General features: G+C 64.9%; 23 protein-coding genes. 15 read left to right on the top strand and 8 right to left on the bottom strand.

Going from position 1 to position 24,290, the window contains the following annotated elements:
• Positions 1-17: 17 nt before the first annotated feature.
• Together HZB49_RS12560 and HZB49_RS12555 are read right to left on the bottom strand one after the other, a co-directional pair.
• A complete protein-coding gene (locus HZB49_RS12560; RefSeq protein ID WP_291611717.1) occupies positions 18-1,394 on the bottom strand; it encodes an MFS transporter in 1,377 nt (458 codons plus the stop codon).
• A gap of 21 nt (positions 1,395-1,415) precedes the next feature.
• Complete coding sequence (locus HZB49_RS12555) at positions 1,416-2,438, bottom strand: MBL fold metallo-hydrolase (RefSeq protein WP_291611715.1); 1,023 nt, start codon at positions 2,436-2,438, stop codon at positions 1,416-1,418.
• Between the two features lie 250 nt (positions 2,439-2,688).
• On the opposite strand from HZB49_RS12555, the gene HZB49_RS12550 reads away from it, so the two are divergent.
• The 5 genes from HZB49_RS12550 (at position 2,689) to HZB49_RS12530 (ending at position 7,452) form a co-directional block, all read left to right on the top strand.
• Positions 2,689-3,951 carry an MFS transporter gene (locus tag HZB49_RS12550; RefSeq protein WP_291611713.1) on the top strand — a complete coding sequence of 421 codons (1,263 nt, stop codon included), beginning with the start codon at positions 2,689-2,691 and terminating at the stop codon, positions 3,949-3,951.
• Positions 3,952-4,145: 194 nt separating this feature from the next.
• Positions 4,146-5,120, top strand: coding sequence for a quinone oxidoreductase (locus tag HZB49_RS12545; protein WP_291611711.1), 975 nt, complete (start codon positions 4,146-4,148; stop codon positions 5,118-5,120).
• 126 nt (positions 5,121-5,246) lie between these two features.
• Positions 5,247-5,453, top strand: a complete 207-nt coding sequence (locus HZB49_RS12540; protein WP_291611709.1) for a hypothetical protein — start codon at positions 5,247-5,249, stop codon at positions 5,451-5,453.
• 101 nt (positions 5,454-5,554) lie between these two features.
• Entirely contained in the window at positions 5,555-6,682 is a 1,128-nt protein-coding gene (locus HZB49_RS12535) for an alkene reductase (protein ID WP_291611708.1), read from the top strand.
• A gap of 239 nt (positions 6,683-6,921) precedes the next feature.
• Positions 6,922-7,452 carry a GFA family protein gene (locus HZB49_RS12530; RefSeq protein WP_291611706.1) on the top strand — a complete coding sequence of 177 codons (531 nt, stop codon included), beginning with the start codon at positions 6,922-6,924 and terminating at the stop codon, positions 7,450-7,452.
• Positions 7,453-7,457: 5 nt separating this feature from the next.
• On the opposite strand, the gene HZB49_RS12525 is transcribed toward HZB49_RS12530, so the two are convergent.
• Positions 7,458-8,840: an MFS transporter gene (locus tag HZB49_RS12525; RefSeq protein ID WP_291611704.1), complete on the bottom strand. Its 1,383-nt coding sequence runs from the start codon at positions 8,838-8,840 to the stop codon at positions 7,458-7,460.
• A 194-nt stretch (positions 8,841-9,034) separates the two neighbouring features.
• Between HZB49_RS12525 and HZB49_RS12520 the strand changes: the two genes are divergently transcribed.
• The gene (locus tag HZB49_RS12520; protein WP_291611703.1) at positions 9,035-10,699 is read left to right on the top strand and encodes a thiamine pyrophosphate-dependent enzyme; all 1,665 of its coding nucleotides are present in this window, start codon (positions 9,035-9,037) and stop codon (positions 10,697-10,699) included.
• Positions 10,700-10,748: 49 nt separating this feature from the next.
• On the opposite strand, the gene HZB49_RS12515 is transcribed toward HZB49_RS12520, so the two are convergent.
• Positions 10,749-12,137 (bottom strand): LLM class flavin-dependent oxidoreductase, encoded by a 1,389-nt coding sequence (locus HZB49_RS12515; protein ID WP_291611701.1) that lies wholly within the window; start codon positions 12,135-12,137, stop codon positions 10,749-10,751.
• Positions 12,138-12,260: 123 nt separating this feature from the next.
• On the opposite strand from HZB49_RS12515, the gene HZB49_RS12510 reads away from it, so the two are divergent.
• Positions 12,261-13,646 carry a M20 family metallopeptidase gene (locus HZB49_RS12510; protein WP_291611699.1) on the top strand — a complete coding sequence of 462 codons (1,386 nt, stop codon included), beginning with the start codon at positions 12,261-12,263 and terminating at the stop codon, positions 13,644-13,646.
• Between the two features lie 60 nt (positions 13,647-13,706).
• Here HZB49_RS12510 and HZB49_RS12505 read toward each other — a convergent pair whose 3' ends face one another.
• Genes HZB49_RS12505 through HZB49_RS12495 form a run of 3 tightly spaced genes read right to left on the bottom strand, consistent with a single transcriptional unit; the run spans position 13,707 to position 16,682 of the window.
• Positions 13,707-15,215 (bottom strand): tripartite tricarboxylate transporter permease, encoded by a 1,509-nt coding sequence (locus tag HZB49_RS12505; protein WP_291611697.1) that lies wholly within the window; start codon positions 15,213-15,215, stop codon positions 13,707-13,709.
• 9 nt (positions 15,216-15,224) lie between these two features.
• Positions 15,225-15,710: a tripartite tricarboxylate transporter TctB family protein gene (locus HZB49_RS12500; RefSeq protein WP_291611696.1), complete on the bottom strand. Its 486-nt coding sequence runs from the start codon at positions 15,708-15,710 to the stop codon at positions 15,225-15,227.
• A gap of 3 nt (positions 15,711-15,713) precedes the next feature.
• Positions 15,714-16,682, bottom strand: coding sequence for a tripartite tricarboxylate transporter substrate binding protein (locus tag HZB49_RS12495; protein WP_291611694.1), 969 nt, complete (start codon positions 16,680-16,682; stop codon positions 15,714-15,716).
• A 303-nt stretch (positions 16,683-16,985) separates the two neighbouring features.
• Here HZB49_RS12495 and HZB49_RS12490 point away from each other — a divergent pair, with 303 nt between their 5' ends.
• The 7 genes from HZB49_RS12490 to HZB49_RS12460 all read left to right on the top strand — a co-directional run bounded on the left by HZB49_RS12490 (position 16,986) and on the right by HZB49_RS12460 (position 22,685).
• Positions 16,986-17,402: a hypothetical protein gene (locus tag HZB49_RS12490; protein ID WP_291611692.1), complete on the top strand. Its 417-nt coding sequence runs from the start codon at positions 16,986-16,988 to the stop codon at positions 17,400-17,402.
• Positions 17,399-18,298 carry an alpha/beta hydrolase gene (locus HZB49_RS12485; RefSeq protein ID WP_291611690.1) on the top strand — a complete coding sequence of 300 codons (900 nt, stop codon included), beginning with the start codon at positions 17,399-17,401 and terminating at the stop codon, positions 18,296-18,298. The genes HZB49_RS12490 and HZB49_RS12485 overlap by 4 nt, the downstream gene beginning before the upstream one ends.
• Positions 18,295-19,206, top strand: a complete 912-nt coding sequence (locus HZB49_RS12480; protein ID WP_291611688.1) for an amino acid ABC transporter substrate-binding protein — start codon at positions 18,295-18,297, stop codon at positions 19,204-19,206. The genes HZB49_RS12485 and HZB49_RS12480 overlap by 4 nt, the downstream gene beginning before the upstream one ends.
• Positions 19,207-19,442: 236 nt before the next feature.
• Complete coding sequence (locus HZB49_RS12475) at positions 19,443-20,174, top strand: amino acid ABC transporter permease (RefSeq protein WP_291611686.1); 732 nt, start codon at positions 19,443-19,445, stop codon at positions 20,172-20,174.
• A 4-nt stretch (positions 20,175-20,178) separates the two neighbouring features.
• Positions 20,179-20,871: an ABC transporter permease subunit gene (locus HZB49_RS12470; protein WP_291611684.1), complete on the top strand. Its 693-nt coding sequence runs from the start codon at positions 20,179-20,181 to the stop codon at positions 20,869-20,871.
• A gap of 101 nt (positions 20,872-20,972) precedes the next feature.
• Entirely contained in the window at positions 20,973-21,704 is a 732-nt protein-coding gene (locus HZB49_RS12465) for an amino acid ABC transporter ATP-binding protein (protein WP_291611682.1), read from the top strand.
• Positions 21,705-21,827: 123 nt separating this feature from the next.
• Positions 21,828-22,685, top strand: a complete 858-nt coding sequence (locus tag HZB49_RS12460) for a D-amino-acid transaminase (protein WP_291611680.1) — start codon at positions 21,828-21,830, stop codon at positions 22,683-22,685.
• Here HZB49_RS12460 and HZB49_RS12455 read toward each other — a convergent pair.
• Positions 22,682-23,140, bottom strand: a complete 459-nt coding sequence (locus HZB49_RS12455; protein WP_291611678.1) for a carboxymuconolactone decarboxylase family protein — start codon at positions 23,138-23,140, stop codon at positions 22,682-22,684. The genes HZB49_RS12460 and HZB49_RS12455 overlap by 4 nt on opposite strands.
• A 157-nt stretch (positions 23,141-23,297) precedes the next feature.
• On the opposite strand from HZB49_RS12455, the gene HZB49_RS12450 reads away from it, so the two are divergent.
• The gene (locus HZB49_RS12450) at positions 23,298-24,287 is read left to right on the top strand and encodes a tripartite tricarboxylate transporter substrate binding protein (protein ID WP_291611676.1); all 990 of its coding nucleotides are present in this window, start codon (positions 23,298-23,300) and stop codon (positions 24,285-24,287) included.
• Positions 24,288-24,290: the final 3 nt, after the last annotated feature.

Here is a 24,290-nt window from a genome sequence, read left to right as displayed (position 1 = left end):
TCGCGCTTTAGCCGGCTTCAGCGCATCCGCGGCGAGGCCGCCAACAGCGCCGCGGCTGTGAATGCCAGCAGGGCTGCAAGCTGAAATGTCCGCTGGAAGGCTTCGATGAAGCCCTGGTTGGTGTTGAGGATCTCGAACACCATCAGGACGGTCGAAGCGGCGGTCACTGTGCCCAGCGTTCGCGTCAGCAGGACGAGGCTTCCGGCAACGCCGCGATCCCCAGGCGGAAGTGCTGCGGTCACGATGTCCGAATAGGCCAGCTGGAACAGGCCGACGCCGGCGCCCAGCACGGCGAGCCCCGCGATCCGCAGGAGCGTCGGGGTTTGCTCCGTCCATGCGCCGATCCAGAGGAGGCCGGCGCCGATGGCGGCGGCGCCTGCGATCGCCAGCCGTTCGGCGGAAATGTACCGCCCGGCGAGGCGGCCGCCGACCGGCGCGGCCAGCACGGCGCCTGCGGCGGCGGTCGCCAGGATGGCGCCGCCTTCGGCCAGCGTGTAGCCGGGGACGCGCGCCAGAAAATAGGGCACCAGCAGCCAGATCGAAAAGGCCGCCAGATTGGCCAGCACGCTGACCAGGTTGAGCAGCGCAAAGCCGGGTTGCCTGAGCAGGCCAATGGCGATGATGGGACGCGGCGCGCGCGACTCGCGGTAGATGAAGGCCGCAAACGCCATGGCGGACAGCAATCCGAACCAGACGGCGGAGAGTTCGCGAATGCGGTTGAGCGCCAGCAGCATCGTCACCAGGCCCAGCACCAGCGCGATGCCTCCGAGGATATCGAAGCGGTCGCCTGCCTGACGCACCGGCGATGCCGGCATGCCCTGCAACAGCAACAATGCCGCAAGGGCAATGGGAATCCGGAACCAGAACACCGCCGGCCAACCCCAGGCCGCGGTGAGGGCGCCGCCGAGCAGCGGACCCAGCATCAGTCCGAGTGACAGCATCATGGTGTAGATGCCAAGCGCCCGGCTGCGCCGCTCCTCGCCATAGAGGGATGTCACCAGCGCCGCGCCGCAACTCAGCACCAGCGCCGCTCCGACGCCTTGCAGGCAGCGAAAGGCCAGCATCGCGCCATAGTTCGGCGACCAGCCGACGAGCAGCAGCGCCACCGCGCTGCAGACCAGGCCGATCCGGAAGACCAGTGCGTGACCGACGGTGTCGCCGATGCGCCCGAGCGCCAGCAGCAGGCTGGCATAGGTCAGCACATAGGAGATCACCACCCACTGGATATCGCCGATCGAAAGGTCGAAGCCGCGCGTGATGGCGGGGAAGGCGATATTCACCGATGTGTCGAGCTGCGTCGCAGCCGTGCCCAGCCCGACCATGGCGACCTGCCACGGCCTGGCGTGGAGCAGGCCGGCCGTATGGGGAGGATCGCGTTCGGTCGGTGAGGGCACGTTGCCGCCTGCGGACCGGCGTCAGGCCGGCGCGAAGGCGATGGCGCCATCGCCGTCGACGTCGCGCCTCAGCCGCTCGGTCGAGGCGAGCATGTTCAGGTGGGCCAGCGCTTCGCCGAAGGCCTGACGCGGATTGGCGTAGAGCACGCGCGGAAATATTTCCTGCGCGATCAGAAACGCATTGGTCCTGCCGGAGACGACGCTCATCACGTCGTCGAGCCGCGCCTGATGATGCTCGCGCAGCTGGGCAAGCCGCACATGCAGCCCGTGAAACGGCAGACCGTGCGAGGGCAGCACCAGCGTGTCCGCCGGCAGCGCTTCCAGCAGCGTCAGCGAATCCAGATAGTCCTTCATCGGGTTGGCCTCCGGCTGCGCCGGCGGCGCGATCACCGACGGCGTCATGTGCGACAGGATCTGGTCGCCTGCAATCAGGATCCTGTCGCTCTCGCAAAAGAACAGCGCGTGCTCCGCCGAATGCCCGCCCGCCGTGATGACCCGCCACTCGCGCTTGCCCATGGCGACGACGTCGCCATCCCGGATCCGGATGAATTCGCGCGGCGGCCGTGAGCCCAGAAATTTTGACTGGCGCTGCGCTTGCATGATCCTGGCGGCATCGTCCCCCGATGCGCCGTTGCGTTTCAGGAAGGAGGCAAACTGCTCGTCCGGTCCTTCCTCGCGCTCATGCCACATCTTCCAGCCGCTGAGCCATTCGGCCAGCGGCATGCGAACGCTGCACTTCATCTCCTTGACGAAGAAGGCGGCGAGGCCGGAATGATCGGCATGCGCATGGGTGAGGGCAAGGCTCTGCAGGGGACGGCTGCGCAGCAGGCCCCGCCACAGCTTGTCCCACATCTCGAAGCTGTCGTCGGTGTTCAGGCCGCAATCGACCATGGTCCATCCAGGCCCGTTGTCGAGCAGCCAGCAATTGACGTGGTTGGGCGCCGTCGGCATCGGCAGCCGCACCCAGAACAGCCCCGGCAGCATGTCCGTCAATTCGCCATAGGCTGGCGGTCGCTGCACCGTGAACTTCAGGTCGTCGGACATTGTCGCCCCCGGCCGCATCGCGCGGCGCATGATTCAAGCCGGCGCGGCGGCCTGAGTGCCGCTGCAAGCTTACGCGATCTGGTGGGGCCGGCAACGCTGCATAGATTCTATGGCTGCCATGCGGGCAATAGCGGCAGGAATCTTCCACCCTAGCCTTGAACGAAGGGCGATTTTGCCGGATGAACGCCTGACGGCGTCCCGTCACGCGCCGGCCGCGCGCGGCCTTCCCGGATATTGGGCAAAAACAATAATGGATGCACTGAACCCCCAATCGGGTCTCAAGCCGCAGGTCGATCCGGAACCGGGTCTCGACCGGCGCGCCCACCGCAACCTTCTGCTTCTCGCCGGCTGCCAGGCGGTCGGCCAGTCCTGCAACACCATGATGTTCGCGGCCACCGGGCTGTCCGTCATTACCTTCTATCACCGGCCCGATCTCGCCAACCTGCCGGTAACGATGCAGCACATCGGCGTGATGATCTTCGTGTTTCCGGCGGCGCTGCTGATGCAGCGGCTGGGCCGCGGCATCGGCTTCCGCGTGGGTTCGCTGTTCGGCATGGCGGGCGCAACCGTGATGTGCGCCGGCCTTTACACCGCCAACTTCCTCCTGATGTGCGTTGGCGGCCTGATCCTCGGCTACGCCGTGGCGTGCCTGCAGATGTACCGGTTCGCCGCGGCGGAGCTGGTGCCGCTGCACTACCGCGCCAGGGCGATTTCCTGGGTGACGGCCGGCGGCGTCGCTGCCGCCGTGATCGGCCCCAGCCTCGTGCGGGTGACGCACGATCTGGCGATGCCGCTCTACCTGGCGACCTATGCCGCCATTTTCGGCCTCCACGTTATCGTCTTCACGATCATGTCGTTCATCACCTTCCCGTCGGTTGCGACCTCGACCGTCGTTGCCGGCCACGCCGAGCCGGTCGCGCCGCCGCGGCCGTTGTGGGTGATCGCCAGCCAGCCGCGCTTCATTGCTTCGGCCATGGCCGGCATGCTGGCGTTCGGCACGATGTCCTTCATCATGAGCGCCTCGCCGCTCGCCATCGTCGGCTGCGGATTCCCGCATGCGGAAGCCCACTGGGTCATCTTCATGCATGTGCTGGGCATGTTCGTGCCGTCCTTCTTTACCGGCAATCTTATCAACCGGTTCGGCACCACCACGGTGATGTCGGCGGGCATCGTGCTGATGCTGCTGGGCGTCGTCGTGGCGCTGGCGGGCACGGCGGAATGGAATTTCCGGATCGCGTTGACGGTCAATGGCGTCGGCTGGAACTTCCTGTTCGTCGGCGCCACGGCCTTGGTGACGACGTGCTACCGCCCGAACGAGCGCGGCAAGGCGCAGGCGCTCAACGACCTGCTCGTCTTCAGCACCACCGCGACGTCGAGCTTCATGGCCGGCTTCCTGCAGGACAAATGGGGCTGGCATCCGCTCAACTGGTTTTCCGTGCTGCTCTTGCTGGCTGCCGCTGCCGCCGTCATCTGGCTGCGCTGGCAGCGAGCGTCATTGAGTTCTGCTCACTAGAAGGGCCAAATTCCATTCCGGCCAGGTACTTGCGTTTTGCGCATATCGGGCAGGACGCGGCACCGCTTTGGCCGCTCTTGCGCTCGCCGGCCATCGGCGGCAACATCAGTGACACACCTTTCTGCGGTCGCGCTGAGCCGCTCCCCGCGCCGTCATTTCCATTCTCTCGTCATCCCGTTCGAAGGAGGTTATCCATGACGCACGCCATCCGCTTTCACAAAACCGGCGGTCCCGAAGTTCTGGTCTGGGAAGAGGTGCAGGTCGGCAAGCCCGGACCGGGCGAGGCGCGCATCCGCCATACCGCCGTCGGCCTGAATTTCATCGACATCTACAACCGCTCCGGCCTCTATCCGGTGCAGCTGCCGAGCGGACTCGGCGGCGAGGGCGCCGGCGTGGTCGAGGAAGTCGGCCCCGGCGTCACCGACCTGAAACCCGGCGACCGCGTCGCCTATGGCAACTCGCCGATCGGCGCCTATTCCGAGGCGCGGCTGATTCCGGCCGACCGCCTCCTGAAAGTGCCGGATGGCATCGACGACAAGACCGCCGCCGCCATGATGCTGAAGGGCCTGACCGCGCAATACCTGATCCGCCAGACCTATCGCGTGAAGGCCGGCGACACCATCCTGCTGCACGCGGCGGCCGGCGGCGTCGGCCTGATCCTGTCGCAGTGGGCGAAACATCTCGGCGCCACCGTGATCGGGACCGTCGGCAGCGACGACAAGGCGAAACTCGCGCAGGCCCACGGCTGCGCCCACACCATCAACTACAGCAAAGAGGATTTCGTGAAGCGGGTCGAGGAGATCACCGGCGGCAAGAAGTGCCCAGTGGTCTACGACTCCGTCGGCAAGGACACCTTCATGAAGTCGCTGGACTGCCTCGCCCCGCTCGGCGTCCTCGCGCTGTTCGGGCAATCCTCCGGCGCGGTGGAGCCGTTCAATCTCGGCCTGCTTGCCGCCAAGGGCTCGCTCTACGTCACGCGCCCGACGCTGTTCACCTATGCGGCCAAGCGCGAAAACCTCGTCGCGATGGCGAACGAGCTGTTCGACGTCGTCAAGTCCGGCGCGGTCAAGATCGAGGTGAACCAGACCTATGCGCTGAAGGACGCGGCGAAGGCCCATACCGACCTCGCCGCGCGCAAGACCACGGGCTCGACGGTGTTCCTGGTCTGAGGCCGAACGTGCGAGGAGCGTCGGCGGTCGCGAGCCGCCGGCGCTCTGGCCTGACGATTTTTTTCAACAGCCTGTTATGGGCGTGCTATAGCCTGCCCGGCAAATTTCAGAACGGGTACGAATTATATGTCGAAACAGTCGTTGCGCGAGGAAGCCGAGCGCATGATCCGCGAGGCGATGGAGAAGAAGTCCGTCGTCGTCAAGCAGGGCAATACCCGGATCGAGGCCGTATGCGGCAAATGCGGTGCGCCCAACCGCGTCCAGGCCGCCAGGGGCGAAACCCGCGTCAAGTTCGCCTGCAAGAATTGCGGGCAGAAGCAGGAGACGCTGTAGCCTGCCGCATGCCTGCTCTGTCCGCCAGCGCCGCCGCATTGCCTCCGGCGCGGCGATCCGGCTAGATAGCCCGGCATCAAACAAGAACAATCAGGGCAGGCATGAACTTTCCAAAACTGTTTTCACCGCTCCAGATCGGGCCGTATCAGCTCAAGCATCGCCTCGTGCTGGCGCCGCTAACGCGGATGCGCGCGGCAAAGCCGTCGCTGGCTCCGCGGCCGCTCAACGCGGAATATTACGCGCAGCGCACCACGCCTGGCGGCCTCTTGATCGCCGAAGCCTCGCCCGTGTCGGCGACGGCTTTCGGCAGCCCGGGCGTGCCCGGCATCTATACCGAGGCGCAGATCGCTGGCTGGCGCAAGGTCGTCGACGCCGTGCATGCCAAGGGCGGCATCATCTTCCTGCAGCTCTGGCATGTCGGCCGCGTCTCGCATTCCTCCTTCCAGCCGGGCGGCGTGCTGCCGGTCGCTCCTTCCGCGATTGCAATCTCGCAGGAGCTGAAGACCTCGACCACCGACGGCAAGGTCACGACCTACGAGACGCCGCGCGCGCTGGAGACTTCCGAGATCCCGGGGATCATCGACGCCTTCCGCCAGGCCGCGAAGAACGCGCTTGCCGCTGGCTTCGACGGCGTCGAGGTGCACGGCGCCAACGGCTATCTGCTCGAACAATTCCTGCAATCGCGCAGCAACCAGCGCACCGACCGGTATGGCGGATCGATCGAGAACCGCGCGCGGCTGTTGCTCGAAGTCACGCGGGCCGTCGTCGACGTCTGGGGCGCGGGCCGTGTCGGCGTCCGGCTGTCGCCCTACGGTATCGCCAACGATTCCGGCGAGCCGGAGCCGATGCCGCTCTACAGCCACGTCGTCGAGCAGCTCAATCCGCTCGGGCTCGCTTACCTGCACTTCATCGAGCCGCGTTCCTCCGGCGCCGGCCGCGCCGAGGTCAACTGGCAGAACGTGCCGTCGGCCATGGTGCTGTTCCGCCCGATCTGGAAAGGCAAATTGATCGCTGCCGGCGGCTTCACCGGGCAGACCGCGGAGGATGCGATCGCACAGGGCCATGCCGACGCGGTGGCCTTCGGCCGCATCTTCATTTCCAACCCCGACCTGCCGCGCCGCCTGCAGCGCGGCTATCCGCTGACGCCATATGATCGCAAGACCTTCTACGGCGGCGAGGAGGCGGGTTATACCGACTACCCCGTGCACGACGAGTTGGCGAAGGCGTGAGGTGAGCTGTCATTCCGGGGCGATGCGAAGCATCGAACCCGGAATCTCGAGGTTCCGGGTCTGGTCCTTCGGACCATCCCGGAACGACGGCGGTGAGATTCGAGATCGCGCAATGTTCGACCACGACGAGCAGCAAGTGTTGTAGGGTGGGCAAAGGCGCGTCAGCGCCGTGCCCACCTTCACCAGCGCAATCGTGAAGGTGGGCACGCTTCGCTTTGCCCACCCTACGAGAGGCGCGCATGTTCGACGAAGAAGAACGACCGAAGAAAAAACCCAAAGCCATCTCGCCCGGCAAACCTGCCGCCGGAAAATGCCTGTGCGGCAAGGTCGCCTTCGAGATCGACGTGCCCGCGCGCTGGGCCTGGCATGATCATTCCGCCGCGAGCCGCCGCGCCCATGGCGCTGCCTACGCCACCTATGTCGGCAGCTGGCGCAAGCGCTTTCGCATCGTCAAGGGCAAGACTGCACTGGCGCGCTACGAGGACGCCAAGACGAAGACCACCCGCAGCTTCTGCACCACCTGCGGCACGCCGGTGATGTACGAGCGTGCCCGCTCGCCGCACATGGTCAACATCCCCCGCGCGCTGTTTCTCGGCCGTACCGGCCGCGAGCCGCTCTATCACAACGCGATCGAGGAGCTGCAGGAATGGGCCTATGGCGGCGCGCCGCTGGTGCCGCTGAAGGGTTTTCCCGGCTGGGTCTGGCAGCGCTCGAAGAAAAGGAAACGCGCCGGCGACGATCCCTTCGAGCTTGCCCGCGGCGATATCTGACGCTGTCAGCGCCTGACCGTCAGCCGCAGAAAGCTCATCAGGCTGCCGAGCGCGGCAAACCCGGCGCCGACCGCCAGCGCGGCCGTCGCGCCGTCGGTGCCGGCAAGGCCGAAGCACAGCGCCGTCAGCGCTGCGCCGAGCGTCTGTCCGGTGAGCCGAGCGGTGGCGATGATGCTGCTGGCGCTGCCGCTGCGGTCGGCCGGCGCGCTCGACATCAGCGCCTTCAGGTTCGGCGCCTGGAAGAAGCCGAAACCCGCACCGCACACGACCATGCGCCACACGATATCGGCAACGCCCGGCGAAGCCGGTAGCGTGGCCAGCAAGACCATGCCGGCGGCGAGGATCGCGAGCCCGATGCCGCCCAGAAGGCCGGGCGCATGCCGGTCCGACAGACGTCCGGCGATCGGCGCCATCAAGCCGACCACCAGCGGCCACGGCGTCAAGAACAATCCAGTCTCGACCTGCGAGCGGTGCAGCACGGTCTGGAAATAGAACGGCAGCGACACGAAGGCGAGGCCTTGCACGGTGAACGAGCAGACCGCGGTCGCCGCCGACAGAGCAAACAGCGGCCGCCGGAACAGGTCGATGGGCAGCATCGGCGCCGGATGATCGGCGTGCCGCCGGATCGCCAGCCAGCCGGACAGAAGCGCCGCACCGAGCTCGACGACGACCACGCCGATATGGGCGTGGTGGGCCGCGCTGCTGATGCCGATGATGAAGAAGCCGAGGCTGCCGCTGGCCAGCACCGCGCCGATGAAGTCGAAGCGATGCGCCGCCCGCGGCGTCTGCGGCAACGTCTTCAGTCCGATGACGATGGCGAGGATCCCGATCGGAATATTGATCGCAAACAGCCACGGCCATGGGCCGAGCGCGAGAATTACGGCTGCCACGGTCGGGCCGGCCGTGGTCGCGGTCGCGACGACCAGGGCGTTGTAGCCGAAAGCGCGGCCGAGCAGGCGGCGCGGATAGATGAAGCCGACCAGCGCGCCGTTGACGCTCATCATTCCGCTGGCGCCCAGCCCCTGCAGCGTGCGCGACACCAGGAGGCTTTCCAGCGACCACGCACAGGCGCTGGCGAGCGATGCAAGCGTGAACAGCACCAGCCCGGCGAGATAGATGCGCTGATGTCCTACGATCTCGCCGAGCGCGCCGAGCGGCAGCAGCGTCGCCACCAGCACGATCTGGTAGACATTGACGACCCAGACGACGTCGGCTGCGCTGACGCGCAGGTCGGCGGCGATCGCCGGCAGCGCGATATTGGCAATCGCAGTATCGAGCGAGGCCACGGCAAGCGCGGTGAAGACCGCCAGGATCGCCCAACGTCTGCGCTCGGGCGGCAGGCCGTCGGGCGCCGGCGGCCGCGTCTGCGAACTCGTTTGTTCCGACATCGCGGGAAAAATGCTCCAGCGGGCCGATTGGCCGCGCAGCAACGACTAGCAATCAAGCGGCTCGCGGCACAATAGCACAGCCGCGGTCATGGATGCAGGGCAGCCATGACCGCCGTCCATTGATCTCTCTGCTCGCGATCGGCCACAATGCCGGCATCCCGCAGGCCAACGAACCCGCGGGCGGGAGGGAAAGCATGAAGAATCGCATCACGGGGCGCTCGGCCTTTCTGGCGCTGCTCAAGGACGAGGGCATCACGCATCTGTTCGGCAATCCCGGCACCACCGAACTGCCGATCATGCATGCGCTGAAGGATCATCCCGATCTGACCTATGTGATGGCGATGCAGGAGAGTCTCGTCGTCGCGATCGCCGACGGCTACAGCCGCGCCTCCGGAAAGCTCGTCGCCTGCAACGTCCATGTTGCGCCCGGCCTCGGCAACGCCATGGGCTCGCTGTTCAACGCTTCCTTTACCGGCACGCCGATGATCCTCACCGCCGGCCAGCAGGAGCAGGGCCACGGGCTGATGGAGCCGGTCCTCTATGGGCCGCTGGTGCAGATGGCCGAGCCGCTGGTGAAATGGGCGGTCGAGGTGACGCGGCTGGAGGACCTGCCGCGCATCGTGCGGCGCGCGGCGAAGATCGCCACCACGCCGCCCACAGGTCCCGTGTTCATATCGCTGCCCGGCGACATCCTCAACGCGGAGGCCGGCATCGAGCTCGGCCGCTCCACCCGCGTCGATACCCGCGTCCGGCCCTCCGACGAATCGCTGCAGGCGCTGGCTGCACGCATTCTCAAGGCCGAGCGGCCAGTGATCGTGACCGGCGACGAGATCGTCAAGAGCGACGCGCTGAAGGAGGCCGCGAGCTTTGCGGAGACGCTGGGCGCGCCGGTCTATCAATGCTCGACGCCCTATGGCGCACAGTTCCTGTCCGAGCACCCGTGCTTCCTCGGCGCGCTGACACGGTTGCAGAAGCAGGTCCGCGAGACGCTTGCGCCTTACGACCTCATGATCGTGCTCGGCGCCGATCCCCTGCGCATGTCGGTCTACAGCGAAGTCGATCCGATGCCGGATGGCTTGTCGATGGTGCAGGTCGGCCTCGTCGACTGGGATCTCGCGAAAAACTACGGCGCCGAGATCGCCGTGAAGGCTGACGTCAGGGAAACGCTGCGCGCGCTGGTGCCGGCGCTGAAGTCCACCGGCGGCCCGGCGCTGGAAGCCCGTGCGAAACAGGGCATCGCTGCGCTGGCGTCGAAGAATTGGACCACAAGGCGCAAGGCTGTGGTCGAGCAGGTATCGAAGATGAAGGACCGCTCGCCGATCGATCCGGACTGGCTCGCGCTGCAACTGGTCGAGGCGATGCCCGACAATGCCATTCTCGTCGATGAGGGCCTTACCTCGTCGCGCCAGATCACGGCGCTGCGGCCGCATCGAGACCGCTACGGCTATCATGCGCTCGCCTCCGGCGGCATCGGCTGGGGCCTGCCGGCTTCCGTCGGCGTCAGCCTCGCCAATCCCGACCGTCCCGTGGTGTGCTTCTCAGGCGACGGCTCCTCGATGTATTCGATCCAGTCGCTGTGGACAGCGGCCAACCACAAGCTCCCGCTCAACTTCGTCATCGTCAACAATGGCGGCTATCGCATCATCAAGCAGCGCCTGCTCGCCTTCCACGGCGACGACAATTACATCGGCATGGACTTCATCGATCCGCCGGTGGATTTTTGCGGCGTGGCGAAGTCGCTCGGGCTGGAAGCGATCAGGGTCAGCGATCCCGGCCAGTTGAAGGGCGTGTTGTCGTCGGCCTTCAGCCGCCCGGGCACCAAGCTGATCGAGGTCATGGTCAGCAACGAGGTGAATTGATCCCACTGTCGTCCCGGGTCGCGCTGCGTTCGCAGGGACGACATAGTGGCTACTCAGCCGCCTTCGCCGCCACGCCCGGCCGGTGCCGCGCCGCCGGATGCTGCTCGTTCAGCCGCGCACGGCCTGCGCCGAACAGCTTCTCGCGCAGCGTACCCGGCGCGTATTCCTTCTTGTAGCGCCCGCGGCGGGTCAGCTCCGGCACCAGCATGTCGGCGATATCCTCGAAATCGCCGGGGGACACCGCAAAGGGCATGTTGAGTCCGTCGACGTCGGTGGCGTCGAACCACGCCTCCATCTCGTCGGCCACTTTTTCCGGCGTGCCGACGATCACCGGCCCGATGCCGCCGATGCCGACATGCTGCGCCACCTCGCGCACGGTCCACACCCGGTCCGGATCGGCGCGGGTGATGTTGTCCATGGCGGTGCGGCCGGCGTCGTTGGTGACGTGACGGACTTCTTGGTCGAGCGCCATCTGCGAGAAGTCGACGCCGGTCCAGCCCGACATCAAGGTCAGCGCGCCCTCGGGGCTGATGTGGCGGCGGTAGTCCTCGTATTTCGCCTTCGCTTCCGCTTCGGTCCGCCCGAGGATCACCGTGAACATGGAGAACATCAGGATTTCCTTCGGGTCGCGACCGGCGGCTGCCGCAAGCTCGCGAATGGCGGCAACGCGCGGCGCGATGATCTTGGCGGATGGTCCCGACATGAACACGCACTCGGCATGCTGGGCGGCAAACTGCCGGCCGCGCGGCGAGGTGCCGGCCTGGTACAGTACCGGCGTGCGCTGCGGCGAGGGTTCGCTCAGGTGGATCGCATGGAGCCGGTAGTTCTTCCCCTCATGCGAGACCGGATGCACTTTCGCTGGATCGGCAAAGATGCCGCGGGCGCGGTCGCGCAGCACGGCGCCGTCCTCCCAGCTGCCTTCCCAGAGCTTGTAGACCAGCTCCATGTATTCGTCCGCGATGTCGTAGCGGTCGTCATGTGCGGTCTGCCTGTCCTTGCCGGCGCCGCGCGCGGCGCTGTCGAGATAACCGGTGACGACGTTCCACCCAACGCGCCCCTCGGTGAGGTGGTCGAGCGTCGACATCCTGCGCGCGAACGGGTAGGGCGGCTCGAACGAGAGATTGGAGGTGACGCCAAAGCCGAGATGTTGCGTCACCGCCGCCATCGCCGGGATCAGCATCAAGGGTTCGTTGGCCGGCGTCTGCGTCGCATGGCGCAGCGCCGCGTCGGGACTGTTGCCGTAGACGTCATAGACGCCGAGCACGTCGGCGAGGAACAGCCCGTCGAAACGGCCGCGCTCCAGCGTCCGGGCCAGGTCGATCCAGTAGGGCAGGCGGTTATATCCGAGCGTGCGGTCGCGCGGATGCGTCCACAGTCCGGGCGACTGGTGCGCCACGCAGTTCATGGCAAAGGCGTTGAGCCGGATTTGCTTTGTCATTGTTGCAACGCTTCGTGGTCGATTGCCGATGGGGGAAATTGTTGCACTTGGACCGGGATTAGCAAGGCCAAATCGTCTCTGCTAGATTGAAGAGAAAGACCTGTTGCAATTGGAAAGAAGAGCATGACCAGAGCCGACGCGATCGACCGGGCGCGAGAACATTTTCGGTCCGGCGAGTTCCTCAGGATATTGGACCGCCGGGTCGGTTACCGCACCGAGAGCCAGCAGCCGAACTCGGGTGCAGCGTTGCGCGCCTACCTCACGGACGACCTGCAACCAGCCTTTGCCGAACTCGGGTTCGCGACGCAGCTGATCGAATCGCCGAGCGGCAGGGGGCCGTATCTGCTGGCCGACTATCGCGAGGATGCTGCATTGCCGACCGTGCTGACTTATGGTCACGGTGATGTGGTCGACGGCATGGAAGGCGAGTGGCGCGACAATCTCGATCCCTGGCGCACCACGGTCAGGGGCGAGCGCGTCTATGGCCGCGGCACCGCCGACAACAAGGGCCAGCACAGCATCAACTTGTCGGCGCTGCGCATGGTGCGCGCGGCGCGCGGCGGCAAGCTCGGCTTCAATGCCAAATTCATCATCGAGACTGGGGAGGAGATCGGCTCCCCCGATCTGCGCAAGGTCTGCGAAAACCATCGGGAGGAGCTCAAGGCCGACCTGTTCCTCGCCTCCGACGGGCCGCGGCTGTCGGCGGAGCGGCCGACCATCTTCCTCGGTTGCCGCGGCGGATTGCGCATCCATCTCGACGTCAAGCTGCGCGACGGCGGGCATCATTCCGGCAACTGGGGCGGCGTGCTCGCCAACGCCGCGACGGTGTTGTCGAACGCGATTGCCGCGCTGATTAACGAAAAGGGCCAGATGCAGCTCGAAGCGCTGAAGCCGCCGCGCATTTCCAACGCGATCCGCGCCGTGCTGGCTGACGTGAAGGTCGAGCCGACCGCCGACGAGCCGCAATTGTCGCCGGACTGGGGCGAGGAGGGCCTTTCCGCCGCCGAGCGCCTCTACGCCTGGAACACGCTGGAGGTGCTGGCGATGTCCTCGGGCAATATCGCAAGCCCCGCCAACGCCATTCCGGGCGAGGCGCATGCGGTGCTGCAGCTGCGCTTCGTGGTTGGCACCAGGATCGAGCAGGTTGTCGATGCCGTGCGCAAGCATCTCCACGCCCACGGCTTCCCGATGGTCGAGGTGATTGCCGCGCAGAGCTTTGCGGCCTCGCGCACCGATTTCGACAGCCCGTGGGTCAACTGGGCTGCGGAATCGATCCGGCGGACGACGGGCAAGGCGCCGGCGATCCTGCCGAATTTCGGCGGCTCGCTGCCCAACGACGTGTTCTCGGAAGGGCTGGGGCTGCCGACGATCTGGGTGCCGCATTCCTATCCCGGCTGCTCGCAGCATGCGCCGAACGAGCACATCCTGATGCCGGTGACGGAAGAGGCGCTCGCCATCATGGCCGGGCTGTTCTGGGATCTCGGCGAGAAAGGAGCGCGGCGCGCATGATCCGGAAAAGTGGGCACCGGTTTTCCGAGAAGATCATGCGCAAAATAAGGAGCCTGAGCCTCATGCTCCCTCGTCCAGCGCCACCAGCTCGCGCTTCTTGCGCAGCGCGGGCAGCAGCGGCCCGATCAGCAGCACGACGGCGAACAAGAGGCACACGGCCGAGATCGGCCGCGTCACGAAGGTCGTGAGGTCGCCCTGCGAGAGGATAAGCGATTTGCGCAGGTTGTTCTCCAGCATCGGGCCGAGCACGAAGGCCAGCACCAGCGGCGCGGGCTCGTAGCCGAGCTTGCGCATGAAGTAGCCGATCACGCCGAACGCGATCATGACGTGGACGTCGAACACGTTGTTGCTGGAGCAATAGACGCCGATGATGGTGAAGAGGATGATGAGGGGGAACAGGATGTTGTAGGGCAGTTTCAACAGCTGCACCCACATGCCGATCATCGGCAGGTTCAGCACCAGCAGCATCAGATTGCCGATATACATGCTGGCAACGATGCCCCAGAATAGCCCCGGGTTCTGGGTGATCATCAGGGGCCCCGGTTGCAGGCCGTGAATCACGAAGGCGCCGAGCAAGAGCGCCATCACCACGTTGGGCGGGATGCCGAGCGTCATCAGCGGAATGAAGGCGCCGCCGGCCGCCGCGTTGTTGGCCGCTTCCGGCCCGGCGACGCCCTCGATGGCGCCGTTGCCGAAACGCTCGGGTGTTTTCGACAGCCGCTTCTCCAGCGCATAGGAGGCAAAGGACGCCACCACAGCGCCGCCGCCGGGCAGGATGCCGAGGAAGAAACCGAGGATCGTGCCGCGGCCCATCGGGCCGGCGCTGGCCTTCCAGTCCTCCTTGCTGGGCAGGAGCTGGGTGATCCGGGCGTTGATGATGTCGCGCCTGATCACCTGTTCGGTGTTGAGCAGCACCTCGGCCACGCCGAACAGGCCCATCACGACCGGCACGAGGCCGATGCCGTCGATCAATTCCATGCGGCCGAAAGTCATGCGCGGCTGCGCGGTGATGCTGTCCAGCCCGATCAGGCCGAGCACGACGCCGATGCAGGCCATCAGCAGCGCCTTCGCCATCGAGCCCTGCGTCAGGAAGGTCAGCACCACGAGGCCGAGTACCATCAGGCTGAAATACTCGGCCGGGCCGAAGGCAATCGCAACGCTGGCGAGTTTCGGCGCCACCAGCATCAGCGCGACCAGCGCAAAGGTGCCGGCGATGAAGGAGCCGAAGGCGGAAATGCCGAGCGCCGGCCCGGCGCGGCCCTGCTTGGCCATCTGGTGACCGTCGATGCAGGTGACGACGGAAGCCGCCTCGCCGGGGATGTTGACCAGGATCGAGGTGGTGGAGCCGCCATACATCGAGCCGTAATAGATGCCGGCCATCATGATGATGCCGGACTCAGGCGTGCCCGACAGCGTCACGGGCAACAGCAGCGACATCGCCGAGATGGGCCCGATGCCGGGCAGCACGCCGACCAGCGTGCCGATGAACACGCCGATGAAGCAATACAGCAGGTTGATCGGCGCCAGCGCGACGCCGAACCCATGTGCGACATTGATCAGTGTATCCATGCGCGCGCTCTAGCCGATCTCGAACATGCCGGAGGGCAGCTGGATGCCAAGCGCACGCTTGAGCAGCCACCACATGCCGGCGGGTACGATGATGGATACCGGGATCGCGATCTCCCAGCGCACCGGATCGATCAGCCGCATCAACAGCAGCGTCAGCGGGATCGACGACAGCAGGAAGCCGAATGTGTCGAGCGCAAAGGCGAAGACAATGAGACAGGCGATGACGATTGCCGGCTTGGTCCAGCGTGCGTTCTGCCAGCGCGAGCCGAAGGTCGGCCCGCCCTCGGTGAGGGCGGCAACGATGATCGTCGCCGCGAACACGCACATCAGGATACCCGTGTAGAACAGCACGTAGCCCGAGCCGGGATCGTTGATGGTGCCGAGCTTCAGCTTCAGCCCGGACCGGATCACGAAGATGCCGAGTCCGAGCCCGATCAGTCCGCCCCAGAGTTCGGAGTTGTTGAGGCGGAATTTGACGTTGCTGCTGTCGTCCACGGGTCAGTTCTTCTTGGCGAGCCCGAGCGTCTCGATCACCTTGCGTTCGGAGTTCGTCACCTCGGTGACGAACTTCTTGTAGTCCTCGGTGTCCTTGTAATTCGGCACCATGTCGTATTTGGCAAGCGTCGCGATCACAGCCGGGTCATCCAGCGCCTTCTTGAAGGCGTCGTGCAGCTTGGCGACGATTTTCGGGTCCATCCCCTTCGGGCCGGCAATGCCGAACGGCGAGTCGTAGACCATGGGATAGCCGAGCTCCTTCAGCGTCGGCACGTCCTTGTAGTTCGGCGAGCGGGCTCCAGTCCACACCATCAAGAGGCGCAGCTTGCCGGCATCGACCAGCGGCCTCCATCCCGTGGAATCCGCCTGCAGCATGGTGTGCTGGCCGAGCACTGCGGCATTGGTCTCCGCGCCGCCCTTGAACGGCACCTGCGTGAGCTTGATGCCTGCCATCGCCGCGATCTGCTCCATGCCGATATGTAGCGAGGTGCCGGCTCCCGGCGTCGCATAGGTGACCTTGCCGGGGTTCGCCTTGGCGAAGTCGACGACGTCCTGCCACTTCTTGAACGGACCTTCCGCGCTGGTCGTCACGCCGAAAGTGTAGCCGGTGAGGTGGATGATGTAGCTGAAATCCTTGGACGGATCCCAGGAGACTTCCTGCATCAGCGGCAGGCGGAATACCGTGATCGGCATTTGCGCGATGGTGTAGCCGTCGGGCTTCGCGGAGGCTGCCATGGTGGCGGGGCCGACCGTGCCGCTGCCGCCGGCCTTGTTGTCGACTGCGATCGGCTGGCCCAGCACCTTCGAGGCGCTTTCGGCGATCGCGCGCATCGTGAGGTCCGTCGATCCGCCGGCGGGCCAGGGCACGATCAGGGTGATCGGTTTGGTCGGGTAGTCCTGCGCGCCGGCAGCGGCCGACACCAGCATGCCGATGGCGGCGAGCGCGATCTTCATACGGCTGCGTTGGAACATTTGGCTCTCCCTTGCGGTCCGGTTGGCGCCGGACCGAGTGCTGTTGTCTTTAGTCTCGCCGGCGATCATTCCCGAAATCGCCAGCGAAGAAAAGTGCATTGATAGAATGGCTTGTTGCCGTAACGCACGGGGAGGGTCCATGCGACAAATAGGCTGCGCTTGCATGCCGAGATACGGAATTTGGATGCCGATGCCTTGCGGCAGGCGGGGCTTTCGGGCCATCATGGCCGCGAAAGCGGAAGAATTGTTCCATGCCATTGCCAATGCTTGGCATGGCTTCCGAAAGCGTGGCCCAGAACGCGTATGAGTTTAGCTCCGGACGCCGTCGTCGACTCCGCTGTCATAGGGGCCTTCTCCAGAATTCCCGCCTGGCTCGAACGCAGCGAGGCGCTGATCGCGCGCGGCCGCTTCCTCGATTGCGATTGCCTGCTCGGCGCGGTGGAGCAGCCGTTTCATGTCGCGATCCGCGCCGGCCGCATCGTCGATTTGACGCCGGCGCCGGTATTGATGCGCTCCTGGCGATTTTCCTACCGCGCGACGTCGGTCGCCTGGGCGCAATACTGGCAACCGATGCCGCGACCGGGCTGGCACGACCTGCTCGCGCTGACCAAGCGCGGGGAGGCGGTGCTCGAAGGCGATATCCATCCCTTCATGGCCAATCTGCAGTACTTCAAGGACGTACTGGCCCTGCCGCGGCAATACGCAAAGGCGGCGGCATGAGCGGTCATGCCGGCATGACCGGATTTATCGAGCCGATGATCGGCCGCTACGTTCACGTCGAGATCGGCGGCGAGACGTACCGGATCTATTTCGAGGAGAACGGCAAGGGCATTCCGCTGGTCTGCCTGCACACCGCAGGCTCGGACAATAGGCAGTGGCGCCATCTGCTGGCCGACGAGGAGTTCGCGAAGCACTTTCGCATCATCGCCTTCGACATGCCGTTCCATGGCAAGTCGAACCCGCCGGCGAGCTGGGGCGGCGAGGAATATCAGCTCACGACGGCACGCTACACCGAAACCATCCGCGCCTTCTGCAAGGCGCTGGAGCTGGAAAAGCCGGTGGTGATGGGCTGCTCGATCGGTGGCCGGATCGTGCTCAATCTCGCGATCGACCATGCGGCCGAGTTCCGCGCGCTGATTGGGCTGGAAGCCGCCGACTTCCAGGCGCCCTGGTACGATACCGCCTGGCTGAACCGACCGGACGTGCATGGCGGCGAGGTCTGTGCTGCGCTGGTTTCCGGCCTCATTGCGCCCCAGAGCCCCGATGCGGCGCGCCTGGAGACGCTGTGGGCCTACAAGCAGGGCGGGCCGGGCGTGTTCAAGGGCGACCTCTACTTCTACCGGGTCGACGGCGATTTGCGCGGCCGCGTCGCCGGGATCGATACTAAAGTATGTCCGCTCTATCTGCTGACCGGCGAGTATGATTTCTCCTGCATGCCCGAAGACACCAGGCGCACCGCAGCATCCATTTCCGGCGCCCGTGTCACCATCATGGAAGAGCTCGGCCATTTTCCGATGAGCGAGAACCCGAAACAGTTTCGCCGCTACATCGCGCCGGTCCTCGGCGAAATCGTCAAGACGTCAACGCTATCCAGCAAGCAAGGAGTACACGTATGAAACGCAGCTACATCATTGGCCTCGCGCTCGCCGCCGCCGTCGGTGCCGGCACAGCCAATGCGCAGGAGCTCACCGGCACCCTGAAGAACATCAAGGAGACCGGCACGATCACGCTCGGTCACCGCGACTCCTCGATCCCCTTCTCCTATCTCGACGACAACCAGAAGCCGATCGGCTACGCCATGGACATCTGCATGAAGATCGTCGATGCCGTGAAGAAGGAGCTGAAGCTCGACAAGCTCGAGGTCAAGCTCAACCCGGTGACCTCGGCGACGCGGATTCCGCTGATGGCCAACGGCACCATCGACCTCGAATGCGGCTCGACCACCAACAATGCCGAGCGCCAGAAGCAGGTCTGGTTCACCAACACCCACTTCCTGACCGCGAGCCGCTACGTTTCGAAGAAGGCGAGCAAGATCGAGAAGATCGACGACCTCAAGGGCAAGTCGGTGGTCTCCACCGCCGGCACCACCAACATCAAGCAGCTCACCGAGGCGAATGCCGCGCGCAACCTCAACATCAACATCATTCCGGCCAAGGACCATGCCGAGGCCTTCCTGATGGTGGAGACCGATCGCGCGGTCGCCTTCGTGATGGATGACATCCTGCTGTCGAGCCTTGTCGCGGGCTCGAAGGCGCCGGGCGACTATGTCATCTCCAAGGATGCATTCTCCAAGCCAGAGCCTTACGGCATCATGCTGCGCAAGGATGATGCGGCCTTCAAGAAGGTCGTCGATGCCGCCACTGCCGCGGTCTACACCGGCGGCGAAGGCCAGAAGATCTACGACAAGTGGTTCACCCAGAAGATTCCGCCGAAGGGACTGAACCTCGCCACGCCGATCAGCCCCGAGCTGAAGAATGAGTTCGCCAAGCCGTCGGATTCGCCGGACCCGGATTCGTACAAGTAAATGGAAGACCCTCATGGTGAGGAGCCCGCGCAGCGGGCGTCTCCGGACGATGCATTGCATCGCCGGGAGAACCATGAGGCCCGGATGCGGGACCTTCATCCTTCGAGACGCGGCGCACGCGCCGCTCCTCAGGATGACGAACTGAGAGTGCTGCCTGTCCGGCCATCGCATGGAAATGGCCGGACATTTGCGTGGACGTTCGCTCGACGTGAGATGCGCCGCGGTGCGGGGGATTCGTGAACTACAACTGGAACTGGGGCATCTTCTTCGAGCCGAACCCGATGGGGACCGGCACTTATCTCGACATGCTGCTGTCGGGACTGTGGCTGACCATCCGGACGGCGCTGCTCGCCTGGATCATCGCGCTGGTCTGCGGTTCGATCGTGGGTGTGCTGCGGACGCTGCCCTCGAAGACGGCGCAATGGATCGGCTTCCTCTACGTCGAATTCTTCCGCAACATGCCGCTGCTGGTGCAGCTGTTTCTGTGGTTCTTCGTGCTGCCGGAGCTGTTGCCGCGCGCGGCCGGGCTCTGGCTGAAGCAGTTGCCCAATGCGCCGTTCTGGACAGCGGCGATCGGCGTCGGCCTTTTCATGTCGGCGCGCGTCGCCGTGCAGCTCGGTGCCGGCATCGCCTCGCTGCCGCGCGGGCAGAAGCAGGCCGCGACCGCGCTCGGGCTGACCACGGGGCAGACTTATCGCTATGTACTGCTGCCGCTCGCTTTCCGCATTATTCTGCCGCCGCTGACGTCGGAATTCCTCAACACGATCAAGAATACGGCGGTCGCCATCACCATCGGCCTGATCGAGCTGACCGGCCAGGCGCGCTCGATGCAGGAATTCTCCTTCCAGGTGTTCGAGGCGTTCACGGCAGCGACGGTCATCTATCTGCTGATCAACATCGTCGTCGTTACGGGCATGCGCTTCCTCGAACGCCGGGTCGCGATCCCCGGCTATATCTCGGGGAAATAGCGCGATGTTTTCCACGCTCGATTTCGACGTCATCCGCCGCTCGCTCGGTTATCTGTTCTACGAGGGAATGACGTTCACGCTGACGCTGACGGCGCTGTCGGCGTTCGGCGGCCTGGTGTTCGGCACGTTGATCGCGCTGATGCGGCTCTCCGGCTACGGGCTGCTCGGCCGCATCGCCGGGCTCTACGTAGACTTCATGCGCTCGCTGCCGCTGGTGCTGGTCATCTTCTGGTTCTATTTCCTCGTGCCCTATATCGGGCAATGGCTGACCGGCGCCTCGCGCCCGATCAAGGTCGGCGCGTTCTCGTCCTCGCTCATCACCTTCATCATGTTCGAGGCGGCGTATTTCTCCGAGATCATGCGCGCCGGCATCCAGTCGATCTCGAAGGGGCAGCCCGCCGCCGCCAACGCGCTGGGCATGACCTATAGCCAGACCATGCGCTACGTCGTGCTGCCGCAGGCGTTCCGCAACATGTTGCCGGTGCTGTTGACGCAGACCATCGTGCTGTTCCAGGACACCTCGCTGGTCTACGTGCTCTCGATCACCGATTTCCTGGGTGCGGCGAGCAAGGTCGCGCAGCGCGACGGCCGTCTGGTCGAAATGTACCTGTTCGCCGCCGTCGTCTACTTCACGATATCCTGCATCGCTTCCTGGGGCGTCCGGCGCCTGCAGGCGCGCATCTCCATTGTCCGATGAGCATGATCCGGAAAAGTGGAGACCGGTTTTTCGGAGAGATCATGCTCAAGCAGGAAGATGAGATCATGATGCGATCCCGCATCATGATCGGGTGAGGCGCAATGATCGAACTTCGTCACGTCGACAAGTGGTACGGGCCGAATTTCCAGGCGCTGAAGGACTGCACCACCAGCGTCGCCAAGGGCGAGGTAGTCGTGGTCTGCGGTCCCTCGGGCTCCGGCAAATCCACGCTGATCAAATGCGTCAATGCGCTGGAGCCGATCCAGGGCGGCGAGATCATCCTCGACGGCATCAAGGTCAACGATCCCAAAACCGACCTGCCGAAGCTGCGCTCGCGGGTCGGCATGGTGTTCCAGCATTTCGAGCTGTTTCCGCATCTGCGCATCAACGAGAATCTCTGCCTCGCGCAGGAGAAGGTGCTGGGCCGGTCGCACGACGAAGCCCTCGCCAAGGGCAAGAAGCTGCTGGAGCGGGTCGGGCTCACCGAGCATGCCGACAAATATCCGGCCGAGCTTTCCGGCGGCCAGCAGCAGCGCGTCGCGATCGCACGCGCGCTCGCCATGGATCCGATCGCGATGCTGTTCGACGAGCCGACCTCGGCGCTCGATCCCGAGATGATCAGCGAGGTGCTGGACGTCATGGTAGATCTCGCCCGCGAGGGCATGACCATGATGGTGGTAACCCATGAAATGGGCTTTGCCAGCAAGGTCGCCCACCGCGTCATCTTCATGGACCGCGGCGAGATCGTCGAGGACGCGCTGAAGGAGGATTTCTTCGGCAAGCCGCGCAGCGACCGGGCGCAGAAATTCCTCTCGAAAATCCTGCAGCATTGAGGGATCACTGCCGCGAGGGCAATCGGAGCAATTCGCGCATCCGATGACGCCGGGGTGGAACAAGGCTTAACGATTGGACTATATTGTCCGGCAATTCCCCAGATTCCCGACAGGAGACCCGACTTGGAACCGATCGCTTACGTCAATGGCGCCTTCGTGCCGCTCTCGGAGGCCAAGGTCTCGATTCTCGATCGCGGCTTCCTGTTTGCGGACGGCATCTACGAGGTCGCCGCCGTGCTCGATGGCAAGCTGATCGACAATGCCTCGCATCTGGCGAGGCTGGAGCGGTCGGTCGGCGAAATCTCGTTGGCTTTGCCGGATAGTATCGATCGCATCCAGGAGATCCAGAAGGAACTCGTCAAGCGCAACAACCTCGTCAACGGCATGGTCTATCTGGAGGTGACGCGCGGCGCTGACTCCGGCCGCGACTTTGCCTTCCCCAAGGGCGTCAAGCCGACGCTGATCATGTTCACCTCGGTGAAGGACATCGTCAACGCGCCCTCGGCCAAGACCGGCATCGGCGTCATCACCGTGCCGGACATCCGCTGGGCGCGGCGCGACATCAAGAGCGTGGCGCTGCTGGCGCAGGTGCTGGCCAAGCAGGCTGCTGCCGAAGCCAATGCCGGCGAAGCCTGGATGGTCGAGGACGGCAAGGTAACCGAGGGCGGCTCGTCCTCCTGCTTCATCCTGACCCAGGACGACGTGATCGTGACCCGGCAGAACGGCAGCGAGATCCTGCCCGGCTGCACCCGCAAGGCGGTGGTGAAGCTCGCCGAGGAGCGTCAGCTCCGCATCGAGGAACGCGCCTTCTCGGTGGAAGAGGCGCTGGCGGCCAAGGAAGCCTTCATCACCAGCGCCACCGTGTTCGTGCAGGCCGTCGTCTCCATCGACGGCAAGAAGGTCGGCAACGGCAAGCCCGGCCCGATGACGGACCGGCTGCGCGAGATCTATGTCGACTTCGCCAGGGCGACGGCGGTTTAGGCCGCCGCCTTCTTTGCCACCGGGTGAACCGCCCGGAAGCCGATCGCCACCCGATTCCAGGCATTGATGGCGCCGATCAGCATGGTGAGATTGACAGCCTCGGCTTCCGAGAACTGGGCGCGCATCGCATCATAGTCTTCGTCGGGGGCATGCGTGTCTGCAATCAAGGTCAAAGCCTCGGTCCAGGCCAGCGCGGCGCGCTCGCGGTCCGTATAAAGCGGCGACTCGCGCCAGGCGTTCAGCAGATAGAGTCGCTGCTCCGTCTCGCCGTTCTTGCGGGCATCTGCGGTATGCATGTTGATGCAGAAGGCGCAACCGTTGATCTGGGAAGCGCGGGTCTTGACCAGCTCGATCAGGGACAATTCGAGGCCGGAGCCCTTGATCACGTCCTCGACCGCAAGCAGCGCCTTGATGGTTTCGGGAGCGGCCTGATAGTAGTTCATCCGAGGCTTCATGGTGTTTCTCCTCTTGCTTTTCCCGGCATATTCCCGGTCTCTGCTGTCACTTGCAAGATGTGAGATACGCACAACGCGAACACAAGCTGCTTACTGGATCGCGATCCATCCCTGCAATATGGTCTTGCCTGAAGAACGGGAAAAGGGACGGAAGCCGATGATTTCGCGCAGTTTCAGCGCGTCGCAAGCATGCGCCGCAATTTTCGGCGCGATCTTCGCCTTGATGTCGGCTTGCGGTGCTGCCCATGCCGCATTCCCCGAGCGCATCATCAAGATCGTGGTGCCGCAGGCGCCGGGCGGTGGAACCGACGCGATCGCACGGATACTGGCGCAGGAGATGGCAAAGGATCTCGGCGGCAACGTCATCGTCGAGAACAAGGCGGGCGCCGGCACCATCGTCGGCACGCAGGCGGTCGTGGTCAGCGAGCCCGACGGCCATACCCTGCTGATGGGGACGTTTGCGAGCGCGGTCAATTCGAGCCTGGTGGCAAAATTGCCCTACGACGTGCGGCGCGACCTTGCTCCGGTTGCGCTGGTGGCGCGCGCCTTCAACATCGTGGTGGTCCATCCGAAATCGCCGCTCAAATCGATCGCCGATCTGATCGCAGCCGCGAAGGCCGAACCCGGAAAGCTGTCGTTCGGCACCTACGGCACCGGCACCTCCGCGCATCTTGGCGGTGAGCTGTTCAAGAGCCTTGCGGGAGTTAGCATGACGGCGGTGCCCTACAAGGGGTCGGCGCCAGCGATCACCGACCTGCTCGGCGGACAGATCCAGGTGATGTTCACGACGGTATCGAGTGCGGCGGCGTTGATCGAGGGCGGGCAGTTGCGCGCGCTGGCGGTGACCTCGGCGGAACGCTCGCCCGCATTTCCACGATTGCCGACGGTCGCCGAGGCCGGCGTTGGCGGCTATGTGCTGGAGAACTGGTACGGTCTGTTTGCACCGGGCAAGACCCCGCCCGAGGTGATTGACCGGCTGAACCGTGCGGCAGGCAAGGCCTTTGTGTCGGATGCCTTCAGGAAGATCGCGACAAACGAAGGGCTGGTAATGGCCCCGGCGCCGCCGGAAGAATTCGCCCGTTATTTCAGCGGTGAAGAGGAGCGCTGGCGCAAGCTGATCCAGGACGCCGGGATCAAGGTGGATTAGACC

Source organism: Bradyrhizobium sp., assembly GCF_016219575.1.
Classification (GTDB): domain Bacteria; phylum Pseudomonadota; class Alphaproteobacteria; order Rhizobiales; family Xanthobacteraceae; genus Bradyrhizobium.
The sequence above is the reverse complement of the archived record's forward strand: the minus strand, read 5'-3'. Positions and strand labels throughout refer to the sequence as shown.

What these genes read in the sequence shown, in the direction of transcription:
- HZB49_RS12450 (WP_291611676.1), top strand. Translation starts at nt 23,298, where the DNA reads ATGATTTCGCGCAGTTTCAGCGCGTCGCAAGCATGCGCCGCAATTTTC.
- HZB49_RS12525 (WP_291611704.1), bottom strand. Translation starts at nt 8,840, where the DNA reads ATGTCGGAACAAACGAGTTCGCAGACGCGGCCGCCGGCGCCCGACGGC.
- HZB49_RS12470 (WP_291611684.1), top strand. Translation starts at nt 20,179, where the DNA reads ATGTTTTCCACGCTCGATTTCGACGTCATCCGCCGCTCGCTCGGTTAT.
- HZB49_RS12515 (WP_291611701.1), bottom strand. Translation starts at nt 12,137, where the DNA reads ATGACAAAGCAAATCCGGCTCAACGCCTTTGCCATGAACTGCGTGGCG.
- HZB49_RS12535 (WP_291611708.1), top strand. Translation starts at nt 5,555, where the DNA reads ATGAACTTTCCAAAACTGTTTTCACCGCTCCAGATCGGGCCGTATCAG.
- HZB49_RS12495 (WP_291611694.1), bottom strand. Translation starts at nt 16,682, where the DNA reads ATGTTCCAACGCAGCCGTATGAAGATCGCGCTCGCCGCCATCGGCATG.
- HZB49_RS12465 (WP_291611682.1), top strand. Translation starts at nt 20,973, where the DNA reads ATGATCGAACTTCGTCACGTCGACAAGTGGTACGGGCCGAATTTCCAG.
- HZB49_RS12510 (WP_291611699.1), top strand. Translation starts at nt 12,261, where the DNA reads ATGACCAGAGCCGACGCGATCGACCGGGCGCGAGAACATTTTCGGTCC.
- HZB49_RS12550 (WP_291611713.1), top strand. Translation starts at nt 2,689, where the DNA reads ATGGATGCACTGAACCCCCAATCGGGTCTCAAGCCGCAGGTCGATCCG.
- HZB49_RS12545 (WP_291611711.1), top strand. Translation starts at nt 4,146, where the DNA reads ATGACGCACGCCATCCGCTTTCACAAAACCGGCGGTCCCGAAGTTCTG.
- HZB49_RS12505 (WP_291611697.1), bottom strand. Translation starts at nt 15,215, where the DNA reads ATGGATACACTGATCAATGTCGCACATGGGTTCGGCGTCGCGCTGGCG.
- HZB49_RS12490 (WP_291611692.1), top strand. Translation starts at nt 16,986, where the DNA reads ATGAGTTTAGCTCCGGACGCCGTCGTCGACTCCGCTGTCATAGGGGCC.
- HZB49_RS12530 (WP_291611706.1), top strand. Translation starts at nt 6,922, where the DNA reads ATGTTCGACGAAGAAGAACGACCGAAGAAAAAACCCAAAGCCATCTCG.
- HZB49_RS12520 (WP_291611703.1), top strand. Translation starts at nt 9,035, where the DNA reads ATGAAGAATCGCATCACGGGGCGCTCGGCCTTTCTGGCGCTGCTCAAG.
- HZB49_RS12485 (WP_291611690.1), top strand. Translation starts at nt 17,399, where the DNA reads ATGAGCGGTCATGCCGGCATGACCGGATTTATCGAGCCGATGATCGGC.
- HZB49_RS12480 (WP_291611688.1), top strand. Translation starts at nt 18,295, where the DNA reads ATGAAACGCAGCTACATCATTGGCCTCGCGCTCGCCGCCGCCGTCGGT.
- HZB49_RS12540 (WP_291611709.1), top strand. Translation starts at nt 5,247, where the DNA reads ATGTCGAAACAGTCGTTGCGCGAGGAAGCCGAGCGCATGATCCGCGAG.
- HZB49_RS12455 (WP_291611678.1), bottom strand. Translation starts at nt 23,140, where the DNA reads ATGAAGCCTCGGATGAACTACTATCAGGCCGCTCCCGAAACCATCAAG.
- HZB49_RS12555 (WP_291611715.1), bottom strand. Translation starts at nt 2,438, where the DNA reads ATGTCCGACGACCTGAAGTTCACGGTGCAGCGACCGCCAGCCTATGGC.